Genomic DNA, 24,114 nt, shown 5'->3' with positions numbered 1-24,114 from the left:
GGGTCAGTCCTCCTGGTGGGAAAGGGTGGTGGTGCCGTCGGTGTCACCGACGGCCTCGGTGATCCTCGCGGCCAGGACCGGTCCGATCTGGGCCAGCGAGCCGGCCTGGGTCATCCGGTCGTGCCGGGTGGTGATCTCGTGGGACTCGATCCGGCCGGTGACGTAGGGGCGCCAGGTCTCGGGCCCGGCGTTGTCCTCGGCGCGGTCGATCGTGGAGTTGAACAGCAGCAGGTCTCCGTCGAAGTCGCCGGGGACGAAGTCGACCGCCAGCTTCGAGTTGTTGATCATGATCTCGACGATCACCTCGACCTGCCGCTCGGTCAGGCCGGCCAGCGCGCTGCCCCGCCGGTTGAGCACCTCGGCGACCTCGGCGTAGGTGATCTCCCGGTCGCCCAGCTCGTCCGGGTCGACGTCGAGCACGCCGACGAGCACGTCCCGCACGGTGGGCACCGGGGCCACCTCGAACCGCACCTCCTTCACCGGGTAGGCGTCGAGGATCGCCAGCAGTGCGGTCCGTTCGCCGCGCGACTGCAGCTCGCAGGCGAGCGCGTGGGCGATCAGCCCGCCGGCGGACCAGCCGAGCAGCAGGTACGGGCCCTCCGGCTGGATCTTCTGGATCTGGTCGGCGTAGTCCGCCGCCATCTCCTCGTAGGAGTCCGGCAGGGGTTCGGGCCGGCCGAGGCCGCGCGCCTGGATGGCGTAGACCGGGTGCTGCGGGCCGAGGTGGTTCAGCAGTCCGCTGTACGACCAGCTGATGCCGCCGCCGGGGTGGACGCAGAACAGCGGCGTCCCGGTCCCGGTCGAGCGCAGCGGCAGCACCACGTCCAACGCGTCCTCGGGGTCGTCCATGAGCAGGCGCTCGGTGAGACCGGCCACGGTCGGCGCCTCGAACAGCATCCGCAGGCCCAGCTCCAGGCCGAGGGTCTCGCGGACCCGGGAGGCCAGCCGGGCGGCCAGCAGCGAGTGCCCGCCCAGGTCGAAGAAGTTGTCGTCGATGCCCACCTGCTCCCGGCCGAGCACCTCGGCGACGAGGCCGCACAGCAGCTGCTCCTGCGGCGTCCGGGGGCCGCGCCCGGCGGTCGAGGACCCGTACTCGGGGGCGGGCAGGGCGGCCCGGTCGAGCTTGCCGTTGGCGGTCAGCGGCAGCGCGTCCACGGTGACGAACGCCGCCGGCACCATGTAGTCGGGCAGGTCGCGGCGCAGCCGGCCGGACAGCTCGCCCGCCTCGGGCGCCCCCTCCGGGGCGGGCACCAGGTAGGCGACCAGCCGCTTGTCCCCCGGCCGGTCCTCGCGGGCGACGACGGCCGCCTGGGCGACGCCCGGGCAGCCCGCCAGGACGGCCTCGATCTCGCCGGGTTCGATCCGCAGGCCGCGCAGCTTGACCTGGTGGTCGGCGCGGCCGGCGAAGTCCAGCGTGCCGTCGGTCCGCCAGGAGGCGAGGTCGCCGGTGCGGTACATCCGGCTGCCGGACGGCCCGTACGGGTCGGCGGTGAAGCGCTCCGCCGTCAGGCCGGCCCGTCCGAGGTAGCCGCGGGCCACGCCCGTCCCCGCGAGGTACAGCTCGCCGACCATGCCGGTCGGCGCCGGGCGCAGCCGCTCGTCGAGCACGTAGGCGCGCATGTTCGCCATCGGCCGGCCGATCGGCACGGTCGCGGCGTGTTCGGGGAGGTCGTCCACCGGGTGCCGGGTGGCCAGGGTGGTGGCCTCGGTGGGCCCGTAGCCGTTGACCACCTCGATGCCGGGGCAGGCCTCCCGCACCCGGGCGACGGCGGCCGGGGAGACCACGTCGCCGCCGGTCCACACCTCGCGGACCCCGGCGAGCAGGCCCGGGCGCTCCTCGGCGACCAGGCGGAACAGTCCGGCCGTGAGCCACAGTCCGGTCACCCCGTGCGCGGTGATGGTGTGCTGGAGCAGGTCGAGGTCGAGCTGCTCCGGCGGCGCCACGACGACCCGGCCGCCGTTGAGCAGCGGCACCCACAGCTCGTAGGTGGAGAGGTCGAAGGCCGTCGGGGAGTGCATCAGCACCCGCGCGTGTCCGCCGCTCCGCCACTCGGGGGTGAGCGCGAGGCCCACCACGTCGCGGTGGGTGACGGCCACGCCCTTCGGCCGGCCGGTCGAGCCGGAGGTGTACATGATGTACGCCAACTGCTCCGGCGCACAGGGGACTTCGACGTCGGACGGATCGGCGGCCGCGGACCGCTCCAGTGCGGTGAGCACCTCCCGGGTGAGCACCAGGGCGGCCCCGCTCTCCCGCAGGATCAGGTCGACCCGGGAGGAGGGGAAGCGCGGGTCGAGCGGCACGTAGGCGCCGCCGGCCTTGATGATCGCCAGGATCGCCACGACCAGCTCCGCCGAGCGGTCCAGCATGACCGCGACCGGTGTCTCCGGCCGTACGCCCTGGCGGATCAGCGCCCGCGCCAGGCGGCCGGCCCACTGGTCGAGCTGCGCGTAGGTCAGCTCGGTGCCGCCCGCGACGACCGCGACCGCCTCCGGGGTGGCCCGCACCTGGCGGGCGAACAGCTCCGGCACCGCGGCCTCCGGCAGCTCGGCCGCGACGCCGGTGGACCCGGCGAGCAGTCGGCGGCGCTCCTCGGCGGGCATGATGTCGATCCGGCTGATCGGCCGGTCCGGGTCGGCGACCGCCGCGCGCAGCAGCCGGGCCAGGCGCTCGAACAGCAGCTCCACGGTGGGCGCGTCGAACAGGTCGGTGGCGTACTCCACCGCGCCGACCAGGCCGTCGGGGGCGCCGTCCGGGCCGAACCGCTCGGCCAGGCTGAAGGTCAGGTCGACCCGGGAGGTGCCGGTCGGCGCCGCCAGGTGGCCGGTCTCCAGCCCCGGCAGCGCGAACTCGCCGACCGGCGCGTTCTGCAGGGCCAGCATGATCTGGAACAGCGGGTGGTGGGCCAGCGACCGCGCGGGGTTGACCACCTCGACCAGGTACTCGAACGGCACGTCCTGGTGGTCGTACGCGCCGAGCGCCTTCTGTCGGACCCTGCCGAGCAGTTCGGCGAAGGTCGGGTCGCCGCCGGTGTCGGTGCGCAGCACCAGGGTGTTGACGAAGAACCCGACCAGCTCGTCCAGCGCCTGGTCGGTCCGGCCGGCGATCGGGCTGCCGACCGGGATGTCCGTGCCGGCGCCGAGCCGGGTGAGCAGGGCCGCGAGTCCGGCCTGGAGCACCATGAACATGCTGGCGCCGCGCGCGGCGGCCAGGTCCCGCAGAGCCTGGTGCAGTTCGGCGTCGAGCCGGACCGCGACCCCGTCGCCGCGCTGGGAGGCCACCGGCGGCCGGGGCCGGTCGGCGGGCAGCTGAAGTTGCTGCGGGACGCCGGCCAGCTCCTCCTTCCAGTAGGCCAGTTGCCGGGCGAACAGGCTGTCCGGGTCGGCGGCGTCACCGAGCAGGTCGCGCTGCCAAGCGCTGTAGTCGGCGTACTGCACCGGCAGTGGGGACCACCGCGGGGCCTCGCCGCGGCAGCGGGCCGCGTAGGCCGCGGCGAGGTCACCGGAGAGCGGGCCCATCGACCAGCCGTCGGCGGCGATGTGGTGCACCACGACCAGCAGGGCGTGCCGATCGGGGGCGAGCGCGTACAGCTCCGCCCGGACCGGCGGCTCCGCGGCCAGGTCGAAGCCGCACCCGGCCGTCTCCGCCAGGCGCCCGGCCAGGGCGCTCTCGTCGATCTCCACCACCGGCAGTGCGGGGCGCGCCTGCTCGGCGCTCAGCACGACCTGGTACGGCACGCCGTCCGTCTCGCGGAACACCGTCCGCAGGCTCTCGTGCCGGGCCACCACGTCCGCGAGCGCGGCGTGCAGGGCCGGGCGGTCCAGCTCGCCGGTCAGGCTCAGCGCGAGCGGCATGTTGTAGGTGGCGCTCGGCCCGTCCATCCGGTGCAGGAACCAGAGACGGCGCTGGGCGAAGGAGAGCGGCACCCGGTCGGGGCGGGCCTGGGCGGTCAGTACGGGCCGCGCCGCTCCGGAGCCGTCCAGGCGGGCGGCCAGCCCGGCCACGGTGGGGGTCTCGAACAGCGTCCGGACCTCCAGCTCCGCGCCGAGGGTCGCCCGGACCCGGGAGGCCAGGCGGGTCGCCAGCAGGGAGTGCCCGCCCAGGTCGAAGAAGCCGTCGTCGACGCCGACCTGTGCCAGGCCCAGCACCTCGGCGAACAGCTCGGCGAGGAGCTGCTCCTGCGGGGTGCGCGGCGCCCGTCCGACCGCGACCGGGCCGAGGTCGGGGGCGGGCAGAGCACGGCGGTCGAGCTTGCCGTTGGCCGTCAGGGGCAGCGCCTCCAGCGCCACGAACGCCGAGGGGACCAGGTAGTCGGGCAGCCGGTCCCGCAGCCAGTCGCGGAGTTCACCCAGGAGGGCGCTGGTGCCCCGGTTGCCGGTCGGGCGGTTGGTCAGCGAGGACAGCTGCGCACCCGTGGCCCGGGCCGGCCGGTACGCCTCGACCGGGGAGCCGTCGAGCGCCCGGGGGTCGGTGAAGACGACGTCCACGGCGTCCGCCGCGGTGGCCGACCAGGTGACGGCCGTCGAGCGGCCGAACTCCGAGCCGAGGGCATGGAAGTCCTCCGGATCGGGCAGGTCGGCGTCCTCCGGGGCGTGCAGGCGTTCCAGCAGCTCGGCGAGCGAGCCGTCGCCGTCCTGCACCGCCCGGGCCAGTGCGGCCTCCCGCGCCACCCGGCGGTTCGGCACCCCGGTGATCCGCAGCGCTCCGAGGGGCGACTGGGCGAGCAGCTCGCGCAGTTCGGCCGGACCGGCGACTTGCCGGCCCCAGGCCAGTTCGAGGGACCGCTCCGGGGCCGCCGGGGTGACCGGCGGCTTGTGCAGCGTCACGTCGTAGCGGTAGCGGGTCAGCTCGTTGTGGTGGCGGCCGCGCTTGACCTCGACGACCGCCGTGCCGATGTCCGTGCCGTGCTCCCGCAGGGCGGTGAAGAAGTCCGGGTCGACCAGGAGCTCCTTCTCCACCCGCAGGGCCTGCTCCACCGTGCGGCGCACCGAAGCGAGGTCCGCACCTTCGCCGACCCGGTGGAGCTGGACGGCGGTGGCCAGTGGACGGAGCAGCCGCAGGTTGCGGACGTCGCCGACGAAGAGCGCGCCGCCGGGGGCGAGCAGCCCCATCAGCTTCCCGATCACGTCGGCGAGGTAGTCGGCGGACGGGAAGTACTGCACCACCGAGTTGATCACGATGGTGTCGAACTCCCCGGCCGGGAGCCCGTCGGTGTCGTGCGCCGGGCGGGTCTGCAGGACGACCCGGCCGGCCAGCTCCTCCTGGCCGGCCACCTGGGCGGCCAGCGCGTCGATCGCGGTGGCGGAGAAGTCGGTCGCGAAGTACGTCTCGCAGTGCGGTGCGACCTGCGAGAGCAGCAGACCGGTTCCGACGCCGACCTCCAGCACCCGGCGGGGGCGCAGGGCCAGGATGCGGGCCACCGTGGCGTCCCGCCACTCCCGCATCTGCTCGACCGGGATCGGGCTCGCGTCGTAACTGCTGTTCCAGCCCACGAAGTTCTGGCCGAAGCCGGCGTCCTCGGGAACGATCGGCAGGGCGTCGTAGATGTCCTGCCACTCGCCCACGTGGTCCGCTTCCAGGGCGCTGTCGCGGGCCTCCTCCTGGCGGGGGACGACGTAGCCGATGAGCCGGTCGTCCTGGGCGAGGACGGCGGCCCGGGCGACGGCGGGGTGCTCGGCCAGCGCCGTCTCGACCTCGCCGGGCTCGACCCGGAAGCCGCGCACCTTCACCTGCTCGTCGGCGCGGCCGACGTATTCCAGCTGCTCGTCACCGAGCCAGCGGACCAGGTCGCCGGTGCGGTACATCCGTTCCCCCGGCTCGAACGGGCAGGCCACGAACCGTCCGGCGGTCAAGCCCGGCCGGTCCAGGTAGCCGCGCGCCAGACCCGCGCCCGCGACGTACAGCTCGCCGGGCACACCGGGCGGCACCGGCCGCAGCCGGTCGTCCAGCACGTACACCCGGGCGTTGGCGATCGGCCGGCCGATCGGCGGCACACCCGAACCCGCAGACAGCGGGTCGCTCATGGTCGCGCAGACCGTGGTCTCGGTCGGACCGTACGCGTTGATCATCCGCCGGCCCGGCGCCCAGCGCGCCACCAGCTCCGGCGGGCACGCCTCCCCCGCCACCACCAGTGTCGACACCGCCACCGAGCCCTCCGGCACGGCGGCCAGGACGGACGGGGGCACGGTCACATGGGTGACCGCAAGGCCCGGGTCGGCCAGCGCCGCGACCGGGTCCCCCGCCGGAGGCAGCACCAGGGCCGCACCGCACAACAGCGCGGTGTAGATCTCCGACACCGAGGCGTCGAAGCTCGGCGAGGCGAACTGCAGCACCCTGCTGCCGGGTTCGATCGCGAACCGCTCGATCTGGGCCGCGACCAGGCTCGCCACACCGCCGTGGGGGACCACGACGCCCTTGGGGCGGCCGGTCGAGCCCGAGGTGTAGATCACGTACGCCGGGTGCCGGACGTCGAGAGCGACCTCCGGGTCGGTCTCCGGCCAGTCGCCCCCGGCCACCATGGCGGGGTCGTCGACCAGCAGCGCCGGGCGGGCGTCCGCCAGCATGAAGTCGATCCGCGCCCGCGGGTACGCCGGATCCACCGGCAGGTACGCCGCCCCGGCCTTCAGGACGCCCAGGACGGCGACCACGGCTTCCACCGAGCGCGGCAGGGCCACCGCCACCAGCTGCTCAGGCCCCACCCCCTGGGCGATCAGCGCGTGAGCGAACCGATTGGCCCGGGCGTTCAATTGACTGTACGTCAGCTCGATGTCGCCCCGGACGAGGGCGACCACGTCCGGCGTCGCCGACACCTGCGCCGCGAAGGCCTGCGGCACCGGAACCCCGGCCACCTCACGGGCGGTCGCGTTGCCGCGCTCCAGCAACCGGTGCCGCTCCTCGCCGTCGAGGAGGTCGACCGCGCCGATCGACCGGTCCGGGTCGGCGGTGACGGCCTCCAGCAGGAGCGTCCAGCGCCGTACCAGGGCCTCGACCGTCGAGCGGTCGAACAGGTCGGTGGCGTACTCCGCCGCGCCGACGATCCCGGCCGGGCTCCCGTCCGGACCGAACTGCTCGACGAGGCTCACCCCGAGGTCGAACTTGGCCGTTCCGGTGGCCACCGCATAGGTCGCCACCTCCAGGCCCGGCAGCGAGAACCGGCCCATCGGGGCGTTCTGCACGGCCAGGATGGTCTGGAACAGCGGGTGGTGCGACAGCGACCGGGACGGGTTCAGCACCTCCACCAGGTGCTCGAACGGCACGTCCTGGTGGGCGTACGCCGACAGCGCCGCCTCCCGCACCCGCCCGAGCAGTTCGGCGAAGCTCGGATCACCACTGGTGTCCGTCCGCAGCACCAACGTGTTCACGAAGAACCCGACCAGCTCGTCCAGCGCCTCGTCGGTCCGGCCCGCGATCGGCGAACCGATCGGGATGTCCGTGCCCGCGCCGAGCCGGGTGTACAGCGCCGCCAGCGCCGCCTGCAGCACCATGAACAGGCTGGTGCCGGTGTTCCTCGCCAACTCGGTCAGCGCGGCGTGCAGTTCAGGGCTCAGCTCCAGACCGACGTGGTCCCCGCGCCAGCCGGCGACGGCCGGCCGCGGCCGGTCGGCGGGCAATTGGAGCAGCTCCGGGAGGTCGGACAGCTGGCGCTTCCAGTAGTCGAGCTGCTCGGCGAACCGGCTCTGCGGGTCGGCGGCGTCGCCGAGCAGGTCGCGCTGCCAGAGCGTGTAGTCGGCGTACTGCACCGGCAGGTCCGACCAACCGGGCGCGCGGCCCGCGCTCCGGGCGGCGTACGCCTCGGCGAGGTCGCGGGCCAGCGGGCCGGTGGACCAACCGTCACCGGCGATGTGGTGCATCACCAGCAGCAGCACGTGCTCGTCCGGCGCGACCGCGAACAGCTCCGCCCGCAGCGGCGGCTCCGCCGCCAGGTCGAACGGCCGCCGGGCGAACTCGGCGAGCCGGCCGTGCAGTTCGTCCTGCGGGACCTCGGTCAGCCCGGCCCGGGGCCGGGCCTCGGCCGGGTCCAGGACCCGCTGGCACGGGACGCCGGCCACCTCCGGGAAGACCGTCCGCAGGCTCTCGTGCCGGGCCGCCACGTCGGCCAGCGCCTCGTCCAGCGCCGCCCGGTCGAGCGTCCCGGTCAGCTGGAGGGCCAGCGGGATGTGGTACGTCGCGGCCGCGCCGTCCATGCGGTGCAGGAACCAGAGCCGGCGCTGGGCGAAGGACAGCGGTACGGCCTGCGGCCGCTCCCGTACGGCCAGCGTCGGGCGGGCACTGCCCGCCTCGGCCAGCGCCCCCGCCAGACCCGCCACCGTGGACGTCTGGAACAGCGTGCGCAGCCCCAGCTCCACGCCGAGCACCGAGCGCACCCTGGCGGCCAGCCGGGTGGCGAGCAGGGAGTGCCCGCCGAGGTCGAAGAAGTCCTCGTCGACCCCGACCTGGGGCCGGCCCAGCACCTCGGCGAACAGCTCGCAGAGGATCTGCTCCTGCGGGGTGCGCGGCGCCCGGCCCGCCGCCGTGGGCACGGACTCGGGCGCGGGCAGCGCCGCCCGGTCCAGCTTCCCGTTCGGCGTCAGCGGCAGCGCCTCCAGCAGCACGAAGGCGGACGGGACCAGGTAGTCCGGCAGGCGCTCGCGCAGGTGCGCCGCCAGCTCCGCCGGACGGGCGGAAACGCCGGGCCTCGGAACCACATAGCCGACGAGGCGCTCGTCCCGGGCCAGGACCGTCGACTGCGCGACGGCGGGGTGCCCGGCCAGGGCCGCCTCGATCTCGCCGAGTTCGATCCGGAAGCCGCGGACCTTCACCTGGTCGTCGGCGCGGCCGACGTACTCCAGCTCACCGTCGGCGCGCCGAAGCACCAGGTCTCCGGTGCGGTACATCCGCTCCCCTGGCTCGAACGGGCAGGCCACGAACCGCCCGGCCGTCAGCCCCGGTCGGTCCAGGTAACCCCGGGCCAGACCCGCACCGGCGACGTACAACTCCCCCTGCACACCCGGCGGCACCAGGCGCAACCGGTCGTCCAGCACGTAGACCCGGAAGCCCGCGACCGCGCGGCCGATCGGCGGCACGCCGGAGCCCGGCGCCAGCGGGTCGCTCATCGTCGCGCAGACCGTCGTCTCCGTCGGGCCGTACGCGTTGATCATCCGTCGGCCGGGCGCCCAGCGCGCCACCAGCTCCGGCAGGCACGCCTCCCCCGCCACCACCAGGGTGCCGGCCGTGACCTCGGCGCCGTCCACGGCCGCCAGGGCCGAGGGCGGCAGGGTCACATGGGTGACGCCGAGCCGGCGGTCCGTCAGCGACTCCAGCGGCGCGTCAGCCGAGGCCAGGACGAGGGCGGCGCCGCTGAGCAGGGCACTGCAGACGTCCCAGAACGAGGCGTCGAAGCTGGGCGAGGCGAACTGCAGCACCCTGCTGCCCGGCCCGACGCCGAGGCGCTCGACCTGCGCCGCCGCCAGGCCCGACACACCGCCGTGGCTGACCACGACGCCCTTGGGGCGCCCGGTCGAGCCCGAGGTGTAGATCACGTAGGCCGGGTGCCGGACGTCGAGAACGACCTCCGGGTCGCTCTCCGGCCCGTCGCCCTCAGCCACCATGGCGGGGTCGTCGACCACCAGCACCGGCCGGGCGTCCGCCAGCATGAAGTCGATCCGCGCCCGCGGGTACGCCGGATCCACCGGCAGGTACGCCGCTCCGGCCTTCAGTACGCCGAGGACCGCCACCACCGACTCCACCGAGCGCGGCAGCGCCACCGCCACCAGCTGCTCCGGGCCCACCCCCCGCGCGATCAGCGCGTGAGCGAACCGGTTCGCCCGGGCGTTCAGCTCCCGGTACGTCAACTCGGCCTCGCCGCAGACCAGCGCGACCGCGTCCGGCGTCGCCGCCACCCGTGCCGCGAACAGCGCCGGCAGGCTCGCCCCGGCCGCCCCGCCGTCGACGGCGGGCAGCAGCTCGCGCCGCTCCTCGGCCGACAGCAGGTCGACCGAGCCGATCGGCCGCTCGGGTGCGGCGGCGACCGCGGTCAGCAGCCTGGTCCAGCGGGCGACCAGGGCCTCGACCGTCGAGCGGTCGAACAGGTCGGTGCTGTACTCCACCGCGCCACTGAGCCCGGCCGGCGCACCGTCGGGCCCGTGCTCCTCCGCGAACCCGAAGGTCAGGTCGAGCCGCGCGGTCCCGGTGAGCACGTTCACCCCGGAGACCCGGACGCCCGGCAGTTCGAAGTCGCCGCCCGGCGCGTTCTGCACGACCAGCCCGGTCTGGTACAGCGGGTGGTGGGAGAGCGAGCGGGACGGGTTCAGCGCCTCCACCAGGTGCTCGAACGGCACGTCCTGGTGCGCGTACGCCGACAGCGCCGTCTCCCGGACCCGGCCGAGCAGTTCGGTGAAGCTCGGATCGCCGCTGGTGTCCGTCCGCAGCACCAGGGTGTTGATGAAGAACCCGACCAGCTCGTCCAGCGCCTCGTCGGTCCGGCCCGCGATCGGCGAACCGATCGGGATGTCCGTGCCCGCGCCGAGCCGGGTGTACAGCGCCGCCAGCGCGGCCTGCAGCACCATGAACAGGGTCGCACCCGAGCGCCGCGCCAACTCCACCAGTGCCGCGTGCAGTTCGGCGTCGAGCCGGACCTCCAGCAGGTCTCCGCCGTACGACATGGCGGCCGGGCGCGGCCGGTCCGCGGGCAGCGGGAGCTGCTCGGGCAGCCCGGCCAACGCCTCCTTCCAGTAGGCGACCTGGCGGGCGAACAGGCTGTCGGCGTCGTGCTCGTCGCCGAGGATCTCGTGCTGCCACAGGGTGTAGTCGCCGTACGTCACCGGCAGCGGCGGCCAGTCCGGCGCCCCGCCGCCCTGGCGGGTGGTGTAGGCGGTGGCCAGGTCGCGGGCCAGCGGGCCCATGGACCAGCCGTCCCCGACGATGTGGTGCATCACCAGCAGCAGCACGTGCTCGTCCGGCGCGACCGCGAACAGCTCGGCCCGCAGCGGCACTTCCGAGGTCAGGTCGAAGCCGCGCACCGCGGCCTCGCGCAGCAGCGCGGGCACCTCCGCCTCGCCGGCCGCTCGGACGGTCAGCGGGACGGCGGCCTCGGTGCTGTCCAGCACGCGCTGGAACGGGATTCCGGCGGTCTGCGGGAACACCGTGCGCAGCGTCTCGTGCCGGGCCACCACGTCGGCGAGCGCGGCGCTCAGCGCGGCCCGGTCGAGGCGGCCGGACAGCCGCAGGGCCAGCGGCATGTGGTACGTCGCGCTGGGTGCCCCGAACTGGTGCAGGAACCAGAGCCGGCGCTGGGCGAAGGAGAGCGGCAGCGGTTCCTCCCGGCGCGGCCTGGGCACCAGCGCCTGCCGCGCGCCGGCGGCGTCGTGCAGCCCGGCCGCGAGCCCGGCGGGTGTCGGGGTCCGGAACAGGCGCCGCAGCTCCAGTTCGACGCCGAGCGTCGCCCGGACCCGGGAGACGAGGCGGGTGGCCAGCAGGGAGTGCCCACCGAGGTCGAAGAAGTCCTCGTCGACCCCGACCCGGGCCAGGCCCAGCACCTCGGCGAACAGCTCGCACAGGATCTGCTCCTGCGGCGTCCGCGGCGCCCGGCCCGTCTCCCTGGCCGTGGCCTCGGTCGCGGGCAGCGCCTCTCGGTCCAGCTTCCCGTTCGGCGTCAGCGGCAGCGCGTCGAGCAGCATGAACGCGGACGGCACCAGGTAGTCCGGCACCCGGCCGCGCAGGTACGCCGTCAGCGCCGCCGCGGTCGCCCCGCTCCCGGCCGACGGGACGACGTACGCGACGATCCGGTCCTCGCGGGCGAGCACCGCGACCTGGGCGACGCCCGGGTGGGCGGTCAGCTCAGCCTCGATCTCGCCCGGCTCGACCCGGAAGCCGCGCACCTTCACCTGGTGGTCGACCCGGCCGGCGAACTCCAGCTCCCCGTCGGCCCGCCAGCGCACCAGGTCGCCGGTGCGGTACATCCGGCTGCCCGCCGGACCGTACGGGTCGGCGACGAAGCGCCCGGCGGTGAGCCCGGGCCGGTTCAGATAGCCCCGGGCCAGACCCGCCCCGGCCAGGTACAGCTCGCCCAGCACCCCGGGGGCGACCGGACGCAGGGCCGAATCCAGCACGTAGACGCGGCAGTTGGCGATCGGGCGGCCGATCGGCACCGGCAGCGGGCAGTCCGCCGGGTCGGCCGGCAACGGGTAGGCGGTGATCACATGGGTCTCGGCGGGGCCGTAGTGGTTGTGCAGCACCCGGCCGGGCCGACGGCCCTGGAAGCGGCGCACCGCACCGCTCAGGCGCATCGCCTCACCGGCCTGGGCGACCAGCCGCAGGTGCGGCAGCTCCAGCCCGGCCTCCTCGGCGGCCTCGGCGAGCGCCTCGACCACCAGGTTGGGCGCGAACAGCTCCTCGACCCCGTGCCGGTCCAGCCAGTGGGCGAACAGCTCGGCGCTGCGGCGCTGCTCCTCCGTCGGCACCACCAGGGTCTTGCCGTACAGCAGCGCGGAGAGCATCTCCTGCACCGAGACGTCGAAGCTGATCGCGGTGAACTGCGCGGTGCGCGTGCCGGGTTCGCCGCCGACGGCCTCGTGGTGCCACTCCAGCAGGTTCAGCAGCCCGGCGGCGGGCATCACCACGGCCTTGGGCCGGCCGGTGGAGCCCGAGGTGTAGATGACGTAGGCCGGGTGCCGTGCGTCCACGGTGACGACGGGGTCGGTCTCCGGGTGGTCCCCGTCCGGTGTGACGGCCGCGAGGTCGTCGAGCACCACAGTCGGCCGGGCGTCCTCCAGCATGTACGCGATGCGGGCGGCCGGGTAGTCCGGGTCGACCGGCAGGTACGCCGCGCCCGTCTTGAGGACCGCGAGGACGGCGACCACCAGCTCGGCCGAGCGCGGCAGCCGCAGGGCGACGGTCTGCTCCGGCCCGACGCCCCGCGCGATCAGCGCGTGCGCCAGCCGGTTGGCCCGGGCGTTCAGCTCGCCGTACGTCAGCACGGTGGACTCGAACACCACGGCCGGGGCCTCCGGGGTCGCCCGGACCCGCGCCTCGAACAGCGCAGGCAGGCTCTCGACGGGCACCGGGCGGGCGGTGTCGTTGCGCACGACCAGCAGCTCGTGCCGCTCCTCGGCGGTGAGGACGTCGATCCGGCTCAGCGGCCGGTCCGGCTCGGCGACCACCGCCGCCAGCAGCCGCAGCCACCGGGCGAGCAGCGTCTCCACCGTGGCGTGGTCGAACAGGTCGGTGCTGTACTCGACCCGCCCGACGATGCCCTCGGCCGGCCCGCCGGTGCCGCCGTGCTCCAGCAGGTGGAAGCCGAGGTCGAACATCGCGGTGGGCGTGCGCACCAGGAGGATCTCGGAGTCCAGACCGTCCAGCGCGAACTCGGTGCGGGGCACGTTCTGCAGCGCGAGCAGCACCTGGAAGAGCGGCTGCCGGGCGAGCGACCGGGCCGGGTTGAGGGCCTCGACGACGTGCTCGAAGGGCAGGTCCTGGTGGGCGTACGCGCCGAGCGCGCCCTCCCGGACCCGGCCGAGCAGCTCGGCGAAGGTCGGGTCGCCGCCGGTGTCGGTGCGCAGCACCAGGGTGTTGACGAAGAAGCCGACGAGGTCGTCCAGCGCCTGGTCGGTCCGGCCGGCGATCAGGCTGCCGACCGGGATGTCGTCGCCCGCGCCGAGCTTGTCCAGCAGCGAGGCCAGGGCGGCCTGCAGCACCATGTAGACGCTGGCGCCGTGCTCCCGGCCCAACCGGACCAGTCCGGCGTGCAGTTCGGCGTCCAGTTCGACGTCGAGGTGGCCGCCGGCGTAGGAGGGGGTCGCGGGGCGGTGGCGGTCGGCGGGGAGCAGGAGCTGCTCCGGCAGGCCGGCCAGTGTCCGCGTCCAGTGGTCCGCCTGGCGGGCGAACAGGCTGTCCGGGTCGGCCGCGTCGCCGAGCAGGTCGCGCTGCCAGAGCGTGTAGTCGACGTACTGCACGGGCAGCGGCGCCCACCGCGGCTCCCCGCCCCGGCGGCGGGCGGCGTACGCGGTGGCCAGGTCGGCCGCCAGCGGGCCCAGCGACCAGCCGTCACCGGCGATGTGGTGGATCACCAGGAGCAGCACGTGCTCCTCCGCCGAGAGCTCGAACACCTCGGCGCGCAGCGGCGGTTCGGCCGCGAGGTCGAATCCGCGCGCCGCTGCCGCCGCCAGCCGTTCCGGCAGGGCCGGTTCGTCGACCGGGGTGACCGACAGCGTCGGGCGTGCCGCTCCGGCGGGCAGCACCTTCTGGTGGGGAACCCCGTCCACGGCCGGGAAGACGGTGCGCAGGGTCTCGTGCCGGGCACTGACGTCGCCCAGCGCCGCCTCCAGGGCCGCCAGGTCCAGCGGTCCCGAGAGCCGCCACGCGAGCGGCATGTTGTAGACGGAGTCGGCGCCCTCCAGCTGGCGCAGGAACCACAGCCTCCGCTGGGCGGACGACAGCGGCACCAGCGCGGGCCGCTCCGCCCGCTCCAGGGCGAGCCGGGCCCGGCCGGCCCCGCCGAGGCCGGCGGCCAGCCCGGCCACCGTCGGCGTCTCGAAGAGGGCGCGCAGCTCCAGTTCCACCCCGAGGGCGGCCCGCGCCCGGGCGACCAGCCGGGTGGCGAGCAGGGAGTGCCCGCCGAGGTCGAAGAAGTCGTCGTCGGCCCCGACCTCGGCCACGCCCAGCATCTCGGCGAACAGCTCCGCGAGGACCTGCTCCTGCGGGGTTCGCGGCGCGCGGCCGGTCATCGGCGCGGTGTGGACGGGTGCGGGCAGCGCGCGCCGGTCCAGCTTGCCGGTGGCGGTCAGCGGCAGGCTCCCCAGGGGCACGAAGGCGGTCGGGACCATGTACTCCGGCAGTCGCTCGCGCAGGTGCGCCCGCAGCTCCTCCGGCCGGAGTTCCGCCCCGGTGACGGCCACCGGGTAGGCGACCAGCCGCGCGTCCCCGGCCCGGTCCTCCCGGACGGTCACGGCGACCTGGGCGACCTGCGGGTGCTCCGCCAACGCCGCCTCGACCTCGCCGAGTTCGATCCGGAAGCCGCGCACCTTGACCTGGTCGTCGGTCCGGCCGAGGAACTCCAGGTTCCGGTCGGCGCCCCAGCGGACCAGGTCGCCGGTGCGGTACATGCGCGTGCCGCTCGGACCGAACGGGTCCGCCACGAAGCGGCCGGCGGTGAGGCCCGGCCGGTTCAGGTAGCCGCGGGCCAGGCCCGCCCCGGCGAGGTACAACTCGCCCGCCACGCCCGCGGGCACCGGGCGCAGCGTGCTGTCGAGGACGTACAGCCGGAGGCCCCCGAGCGGCCGGCCGATCACCGGGCGCGGACTCGATCCCAGCGGTGCGACGACGGCGTCCACCGTGCATTCGGACGGCCCGTAGTAGTTCAGGCAGGACACGCCCTCGACGGCCCGCAGCCGCTCCCACAGTCGGTCCGGAACGGCCTCCCCGCCCATCGAGACCACCGAGGGACGGCGCTCCGGGTCGTCCAGGAGCCCCCGTGCGACGAGCTCGTGCAGGTAGGACGGGGTGGCGTTGACGTAGTCCAGCCCGGCGCGCCTGACGTAGTCGACGAAGGCGTCCGGGTCGGACCAGGTCGCCTCGTCCAGGACGTGCAGTTCGTGGCCCGCGTACAGGCTGGACAGCTGGTCGCAGGAGGCGTCGAAGGACACCGAGGTGGTCAGCCCGATGCGCAGCCGCTCCTTCGTCCCCCGGGGGAACAGCAGCGGACGCTGGCTGACGAAGAGGTTGAGCAGGCCGCCGTGGGTCGACAGCACGCCCTTGGGCCTGCCGGTGGAACCGGAGGTGTAGATCACGTAGGCCGGGTGCCCCGGGTCGATGGCGACCAGCGGGTCCGTCGCCGGGCAGTCGGCCACCAGGGCGGCCGTCGCCGGGTCGTCGAGCACCAGCCACCCGGCCGGACCGGCCTCCGGCAGCCCGTCCCGGGTCCGGCCGTCGGTCACCACCAGGACCGGGCCTGCGTCGTCCAGCATGTGCCCTATCCGCGCGGCCGGGTACTCGGGATCGACCGGCACGTAGGCCGCCCCGGTCCGCAGCACGGCGAGGATCGCCACGACCAGTTCGGCCGACCTCGGCAGGGCGACCGCCACCAGCCGCTCCGGCCCCGCGCCCCGCGCGATCAGGGCGTGCGCCAGCCGGTTCGCCCGCGCGTCCAGCTCCTCGTACGTCAGCGAGACGTCCCCGCTCACCAGCGCCACCAGGTCCGGCGTCGCCCGCACCTGCGCCCGGAACAGCTCCGGCACGCTCGCGGCCGGGAGCTCCACCTCCGGTCCGGTGCCCAGGGCCGCCAGGTCGCCGTGCTCCTCCGCGGAGAGCAGGCCGTACCGGCTGAGCCGCCGCCGCGGGTCGGCGACCACGGCGCGGAGCAGCCGCTCCAGGCGCCCGAACATCGTCTCGACGGTGGCCGGGTCGTAGAGGTCGTCGGCGTACTCGACGAGCCCGTCGATCCCCTCCGGGGAACCGTCCGGCGCCTGCCGCTCGGACAGGGTGAGGATCAGGTCGAGCTTGGCGGTGGTCGTCGTCAACGGCATGTCGTCGACGTTCAGCCCGGGCGGCGCGAAGTCGGCCCGGGGCGCGTTCTGCAGCACCAGCATGACCTGGAACAGCGGGTGGTGCGCCAGCGAGCGCACCGGGTTGAGGGCTTCGACCAGGTGCTCGAACGGCAGGTCCTGGTGGGCGTACCCGGCCAGCGAGGTGTCCCGGACCCGGTCCAGCAGTTCGGCGAAGGTCGGATCGCCCGAGGTGTCGGTGCGGAAGACCAGGGTGTTGACGAAGTAGCCGACCAGCTCGTCCAGCGCCTGGTCGGTCCGGCCGGCGACCGGGCTGCCGACCGGGATGTCGTCGCCCGCGCCGAGCTTGCTCAGCAGCGCCGCCAGGCCGGCCTGGAGGACCATGAAGAGACTGGTGCCGTGCTCGCGGGCGAGCGCGCGCAGCGCACGGTGCAGCTCGGCGTCCAGTCCGGCGTGCACGAAGCCGCCCCGGTGCGAGGCGACGGCCGGGCGGGGCCGGTCGGCGGGCAGCTGGATCCGCTCCGGGAGGCCGGCCAACTGCCGCGTCCAGTAGGCCGCCTGGCGGGCGAACGGACTGTCCGGGTCGGTGGAGTCGCCGAGCAGCTCGTGCTGCCACAGGGTGTAGTCGGCGTACTGGACCGGCAGGCCCTCCCACCGCGGTGCCTCGCCGCGGCGGCGCGCCGCGTAGGCGGCGGTCAGGTCCTGCGTGAGCGGGCCCAGCGACCAGCCGTCACCCGCGATGTGGTGGAGCACCAGCTGGAACACGTGCTCGTCCGGCGCCAGTTCGAACAGCTCGACCCGCAGCGGCGCGTCGGCCGCCAGGTCGAACGGCCGGTCCTTCGCCGCCGCCATCAGGGTGGGCAGCCCGGCCTCCGTGGCTCGGCTCACGAGCAGCCGCGGGCGGGCCGCCACGACGTCCAGTACCCGCTGGTGCGGGACGCCGTCGACGGCCGGGAAGACGGTCCGCAGGCTCTCGTGCCGTCCGACCACGTCCGCGAGGGCGGCCTCCAGGGCCCGCCGATCCAGCTCCCCGGACAGCCGCCAGGCCAGCGCGATGTGGTAGTTCGCGCCGGCGCCCTCCAGCTGGTGCAGGAACCAGAGCCGCCGCTGCGCGAAGGACAGCGGGACCGCCTCGGGGCGCTCGCGCCGCACCAGGGCGGTCTGCGCCGGTCCGGCCGCCACCAGGGCGGCGGCCAGGGCGGCCGGGGTCGGCGCCTCGAACAGGGTGCGCAGCGGCATCTCCACGCCGAGCGTCGCGCGGATCCGGGCGGCCAGGCGGGTGGCGAGCAGGGAGTGCCCGCCGAGGTCGAAGAAGCCGTCCTCGACGCCGGCCGACGCCAAGCCCAGGACCTCGGCGAACAGCTCGCAGAGCACCTGCTCCTGCGGGGTGCGCGGGGCGCGGCCGGCCGACGCCGGGGCGAGGTCGGGGGCGGGCAGGGCCCGGTGGTCCAGCTTGCCGTTGGCGGTCAGCGGCAGCGCGTCCAGCGCGACGAACGCCGAGGGCACCATGTGCTCCGGCAGCCGCTCGGCGAGGTGCTCGCGCAACTCGGCCGGGCGCGGTTCGGCGCCCGGGGCCGGCACCAGGTAGGCGACCAGCCGGGTGTCGTCGGCGCGGTCCTGCCGGGCGAGGACGGCGACCTGGCCGACGCCGGGGTGCGCGGCCATCGCCGCCTCGATCTCGCCGAGCTCGATCCGGAAGCCGCGCACCTTCACCTGCTGGTCGGCCCGGCCGACGTAGCTCAGGCCGCCGTCGGCCGCGCGGCGCACCACGTCGCCGCTGCGGTACATCCGCGATCCGGCCGGTCCGAACGGGTCCGCGACGAACCGTCCGGCGGTGAGGCCGGGCCGGTTCAGGTAGCCGCGCGCCAGGCCGGGGCCCGCGACGTACAGCTCGCCGGGCACGCCCGGGGCCACCGGCCGCAGGCCGTCGTCGAGCACGTACGTCCGCAGGTCCGGGAGGGCCGCGCCGATCCCGCCGGCGCCGGTGCCGACGGGGTCGAGCGCGGCGTGGGTGACGTGCACGGTGGTCTCGGTGATGCCGTACATGTTGACCAGCCGCGGCGCGTCCTCCGGGTGCCGCTCGTACCAGCTCGCCAGCCGGGCGTGCTCCAGCGCCTCGCCGCCGAACACGACGGTGCGCAGGGCGAGTTCACGCGGATGCTCGGCGTCCGCCTGCATCAGCTGATAGAAGGCGGACGGCGTCTGGTTGAGGACGGTCACCCGCTCGCGGGCGAGGAGCTCCAGGAACCGGCCGGGCGAGCGGCTGGTCTCGTGGTCCACGACCACCAGCCTGCCGCCGTGCAGCAGCGGGCCCCACAGCTCCCAGACGGAGAAGTCGAAGGCGTAGGAGTGGAAGAGCGTCCAGACGTCGGCGGCGGTGAAGCCGAACAGCTCCTCCGTCGTCCGGAACAGGCGCACCACGTTGCGGTGCGGGACCACGACGCCCTTGGGGTTGCCGGTGGAGCCGGAGGTGTGGATGACGTAGGCGGCGTGGCCGGGGTCGACGGCGACCCCCGGGTCTGCGTCCGGCCGCCCGTCCAGGTCGGCGGAGTCCAGCAGCAGCCGGTCCAGGTGGTCCGCCCCCGGCAGCTCGCCGACGGCGCTCGTGGTGACGAGCAGCGCGGGCCGGGTGTCCTGGAGCAGGTAGGAGATCCGGGCCGCCGGATACGTCGGGTCCACCGGCACGTAGGCGCCGCCGGCCTTGAGCACCGCGAGGACGGCCACGACCAGCTCCGCCGAGCGCGGCAGGGCCAGGGCCACCAGCTGCTCCGGGCCCACGCCCCGGTCGATGAGCGCGTGCGCGAGCCGGTTGGCTCGGGCGTTCAACTCGCCGTAGGAGAAGGTTGCTTCACCATCCGTGAGGGCTACGGCGGCCGGGTCGGTACGGACCTGCCGCTCGAAGAGCGCGGTCAGGCTGCCTTCCGGCGCGTCCTCCTCCTCGGTACGGGCCGGGAGCAGCGTGCGGAGCTCGTCGGCGGACAGCACGTCCACCCGGCCGATCCGTCGGCCCGGGTCGGCGACGACGGCGCGCAGCAGCCGCAGCCACCGGTCGACGATGCCCGCCGCGGTGGCCTCGTCGAACAGGTCGGTGCTGTACTCCAGGACGCCCGAGAGGCCCTCGGGCTGTTCGGCCAGGATGAAGGTCAGGTCGCACTTGGCCGTCCCGGTGTGCACCAGGTCGGTCGTCACCCGCAGCCCGGGCAGGTCGACGGTGTCGAGCGGCGCGTTCTGCAGGGCGAGCATGGTCTGGAACAGCGGGTGGTGCGCCAGGGTGCGGGTCGGGTTCAGCGCCTCCACGAGGTGCTCGAACGGCACGTCCTGGTGGGCGTACGCGGCCAGCGCGTCGGAGCGCACCCGGCCCAGCAGTTCGGTGAAGGACGGGTCGCCGGACAGGTCGGTGCGCAGCACCAGGGTGTTGACGAAGAAGCCGACCAGGTCGTCCAGGGCCTCGTCGGTGCGGCCGGCGATCGGGGTGCCGATCGGGACGTCGCTGCCCGCGCCGAGCTTGCCCAGCAGGGCGGCCAGCCCGGCCTGGAGCACCATGAAGAGGCTGGCGCCGCCGTCGCGGGCGAGGTCGCGCAGGCCCTGGTGCAGCTCGGCGTCGATCCGCACCGGCAGGTGGGCGCCCCGGTAGGACATCACCGCCGGACGGGGCCGGTCGAACGGCAGCTCCACCTGCTCGGGCAGGTCCGCCAACCGCTCCCGCCAGTAGGCGAGCTGGCCGCTCAGCAGGCTGTCCGGGTCGGCGCCGTCACCGAGCAGCTCCCGCTGCCAGAGGGCGTAGTCGGCGTACTGGACGGGCAGCGGCGACCACTGCGGCTTCGCGCCCCCGGTACGGGCCGCGTAGGCGGTCCGCAGGTCCCGCAGGAGCGGCCCCGCCGACCAGCCGTCACCGGCGATGTGGTGCACGACCAGCAGCAGCACGTGCTCCTCGGCGCCGAGCCGGAACAGCTCGGCGCGCAGCGGCGGCTCCTCGGCGAGCTCGAAGCCGTACCGCGCCGCCTCTCCCAGCAGGTCCGGCAGCTCGCGCCCGCCGGCCTCGGTGACCCGCAGCCCCGGCCGGGCCTCGTCGGCCTCCAGGACCCGCTGGCACGGCACGCCGTCGACCACCGGGAAGACGGTGCGCAGGCTCTCGTGCCGCTCGACCAGGTCCGCCAGGGCGGCGTCCAGGGCCCGCTGGTCGAGGGTTCCGCCGAGCCGCAGCGCCAGCGGGATGTTGTACGTGGCGCTCGGGCCCTCCATGCGGTGCAGGAACCACAGCCGGCGCTGCGCGAAGGACAGCGGGACGGCCGCGGGCCGCTCGCGCCGCCCGAGTGCCGGGCGGGCCCGGCCCGCGACGTCCACCGCCGCGGCCAGTCCCGCCACCGTCGGCGCGTCGAACAGGTCGCGCAGCCCCAGCTCCACGCCCAGCACCGACCGGGCCCGGGCGACCAACCGGGTGGCCAGCAGGGAGTGCCCGCCGAGGTCGAAGAAGTCGTCGTCGGCGCCGACCTCCGGTACGCCGAGCACCTCGGCGAACAGCCCGGCGAGCAGCTGCTCGGTCGCGGTGCGCGGGGCACGGCCCCGGTCGGTGGGCTGCCGGTCGGGCGCGGGGAGGGCCCGCCGGTCGAGCTTCCCGTTCGGCGTCAAGGGCAGGGCGTCCAGCAGCACGAAGGCCGAGGGCACCATGTGCTTGGGCAGCCGCTCCCGGAGGTGTTCGCGCAGGGCGGTGTCGGTGACCGTGGCGCCGGGCTCGGCGACGGCGTAGGCGACCAGCCGGGGCTCGTCCTCGGTGCGCACCACGGCGGCGGCCCCGGCGACCAGCGGGTGCTCGGCGAGGACGGCCTCGACCTCGCCGAGCTCCACCCGGAAGCCGCGGACCTTGACCTGGTCGTCGGTGCGCCCGAGGAACTCCAGCTGCCCCTCGGCGTTCCAGCGCACCAGGTCGCCGGTGCGGTACATGCGCGAGCCGGCCGGACCGTACGGATCGGCGACGAACCGTCCGGCGGTGAGGCCCGGCCGGTTCAGGTAGCCGCGGGCCAGGCCGGGCCCGGCGATGTACAGCTCGCCGGGCGTGCCGGCCGGCAGCGGCCGCAGGGCGCCGTCGAGCACGTGGAGCCGGACGTTGGTGGCGGGCCGGCCGATGACCGGGAGCGGGCTCGACCCCACGGAGGCGACCACCGGGTTGACGGTGCACTCGGACGGTCCGTACAGGTTGAGGCAGGACACCCCGTCCGCCGCCCGCAGTTCCCCCCACAGCTGCTCCGGGACGGCCTCGCCGCCGGCCGCGACCACCGCCGGGCGCCGGTTCCCGTCGGCCAGGAGCCCGTGGGCGACCAGGACCTGGAGGTAGGACGGGGTGGCTTCGACGTAGTCCAGCCCGTGGCGCGCCGCGTAGCCGACGAAGGCGTCGGGATCGGTCCAGGTCTCGTGGTCCAGGACGTGCAGCTCGTGGCCCGCGAACAGGGCGAGCAGCTGGTTCCACGAGGCGTCGAAGGACACCGACGTGGTCAGGGCCACCCGCCGCCGCGGCCGGTCACCCGTCACCGGCGGGAGGTGGACCTGCCGGAGGTCGGTGAGCAGGTTGAGCAGGCCGCCGTGGGTCGGCGCCACGCCCTTGGGCCGGCCGGTGGAGCCGGAGGTGTGGATGACGTACGCCGGGTGGCCCGGGTCGACGGCCGCCATCGGGTCGGCCGGCGACTGGTCGTTCACCAGGTCGGCCGTCGCCGGGTCGTCGAGGACCAGCCGGTCGACGGAGCCCTCCCCCGGCAGCCGCCCCGCGCTGCGGGTGTCGGTCACCACCAGGGCCGGGCGGGCGTCGTCGAGCAGGTGGGCGATCCGGGCGGCGGGGTACTCGGGATCGACCGGGACGTAGGCCGCCCCGGTCTTCAGCACCGCGAGGATCGCCACGACCAGTTCGGCCGACCTCGGCAGCGCCACCGCCACCAACCGCTCCGGCCCGGCGCCCCGCGCGATCAGCGCGTGCGCCAGCCGGTTCGCCCGCGCGTCCAGCTCCCCGTACGTCAGCGACGCTTCCGGCCCCACCACCGCGACGGCGTCCGGCGTGGCCCGCGCGTGCTTGCGGAACAGCTCCGGCAGGGTCTCGGCCGGGACTTCCGCCGTCGGCCCGGTACCGAGGGCGGCCACCTCGCGGTGCTCCTCGGCGGTGAGCAGATCGATCCGGCTCAGCGGCTCGCCCGGGTCGCAGTCCGCGACGGCGTCGAGCAGGGCGATCAGCCGCCGCTGGTGGGCGGCGAGGTCGTCCGCGCCGTACGCCTCGGGCGAGCCGTGCAGCCTGAGCAGCGGCGGGTTGCCGTCCCGGTAGTCGAACACCCAGACGGCCAGGTCGCTGGTCGACCCCGACACGAAGTGGTGCACGGAGGCGGGGTGCCCGGCGAAGGTCGGCCGGGAGTTGAACGCCATGATGTTGACGATCAGCGGGAACGCCGTCCCGATGCTGCCGGGGGCCCCGAGGTCCCGCAGCAGGTCCTCGCTGCGGTACCGCTCGTGCGCGACGGCCGCCTCGACCTCCCGCGCCGCCTGGGCGATGAGGTCGCCCCACGGCATGTCCGGTCGTACGGTCAGCCGCAGGGGCACCACGTTGGACATCGTGCCGGGCACCGCCGTCAGGTCGCGGTCGGCGGACCGCCGGGCCGTGACGGGGAGGGCGAGCACCACGTCCCGCGTTCCGGTCAGCCGGTGCGCGTAGAGCGCCGCCGCCGCGACCACCAGGCGGGACCAGCGGACGCCGGTCCTCGCCGCCGCGGCGCGCAGCGCGTCCGGGCGCCGCAGTTCCCGCTCCTCGGCCAGCCGGAGCGCGCGGTCCGGGTCGGTCGGGGCCGTGCGGGTCAGCCGGGTCGGTTCCGGCCGGTCGGCGAATCGTTCCGTCCAGTAGTCGCGGTCGGCGGTGAAGTCCGCCGACGCGCGGTAGGCGGCGTCGCTGTCGACCAGGTCCCGCAGCGGGCCGAACGGGCACGGCGGCACCGGGCCGCCGTCGGCCAGCGCCGAGTACACCTCGCCGACCCGCCCGCGGACCATGGAGCTGCTGATCGCGTCCAGCACCACGTGGTGGTAGTTCAGGTACCAGAGGTACTCGGTCGGCGACAGCCTGACCAGCGCGTGCCCGAACAGCGGGTCGCGCGCGAGGTCCAGCGGGCGCAGCAGGTCCCGCTCCATCCACTCCAGGGCCGCCGCACGGGGCTCGGGCTCCTCGCTGAGGTCCAGGTGGGCCGGTGCCCAGTCCCAGGTCTCGCGGAGGACCTGGCGCGGGCCCTCGCCGTCGTCGACGAAGGTCACGTGCAGGGCGTCGACCTCGTCGACCACCCGGCGCAGCGCCGTCTCGAACAGCCCGGCGTCGACCGGCCCGTGGATCTCCAGGCACTCGCCGACGCGGTAGCCGGGGATCGGTGTCCGGGAGCGCTGTTCGGCGAGCCAGATCTCGCGCTGGGCCCCGGTCAGGGGAAGGACGTCGCCGTCGCGACGGGACATGGGAAGACCTCCGGAAGAGTGTGGGCGGGCAGGCGCGCAGGACGCGCCGACTGCGGTGGCGTCACGCTGTCGGCGGGCGGAGCGGCCGGGTGGGTGGCATCACGCTGTCGGCGAGCGGAGCGGCCTGGTCGGTGGCATCACGCTGTCGGCGAGCGGAGCGGCCTGGTCGGTGGC

General features: G+C 75.1%; 1 protein-coding gene. It reads right to left on the bottom strand.

Annotated features, from left to right (window positions below; all coding sequences use genetic code 11):
* Positions 1 to 3: 3 nt before the first annotated feature.
* Positions 4 to 23,940, bottom strand: a complete 23,937-nt coding sequence (locus ACLWS4_RS28375) for a non-ribosomal peptide synthase/polyketide synthase (RefSeq protein WP_416875596.1) — start codon at positions 23,938 to 23,940, stop codon at positions 4 to 6.
* Positions 23,941 to 24,114: the final 174 nt, after the last annotated feature.

It is taken from the genome of Kitasatospora sp. SC0581, assembly GCF_048159585.1.
Classification (GTDB): domain Bacteria; phylum Actinomycetota; class Actinomycetes; order Streptomycetales; family Streptomycetaceae; genus Kitasatospora.
The sequence above is the reverse complement of the archived record's forward strand: the minus strand, read 5'-3'. Positions and strand labels throughout refer to the sequence as shown.

What these genes read in the sequence shown, in the direction of transcription:
- ACLWS4_RS28375 (WP_416875596.1), bottom strand. Translation starts at nt 23,940, where the DNA reads ATGTCCCGTCGCGACGGCGACGTCCTTCCCCTGACCGGGGCCCAGCGC.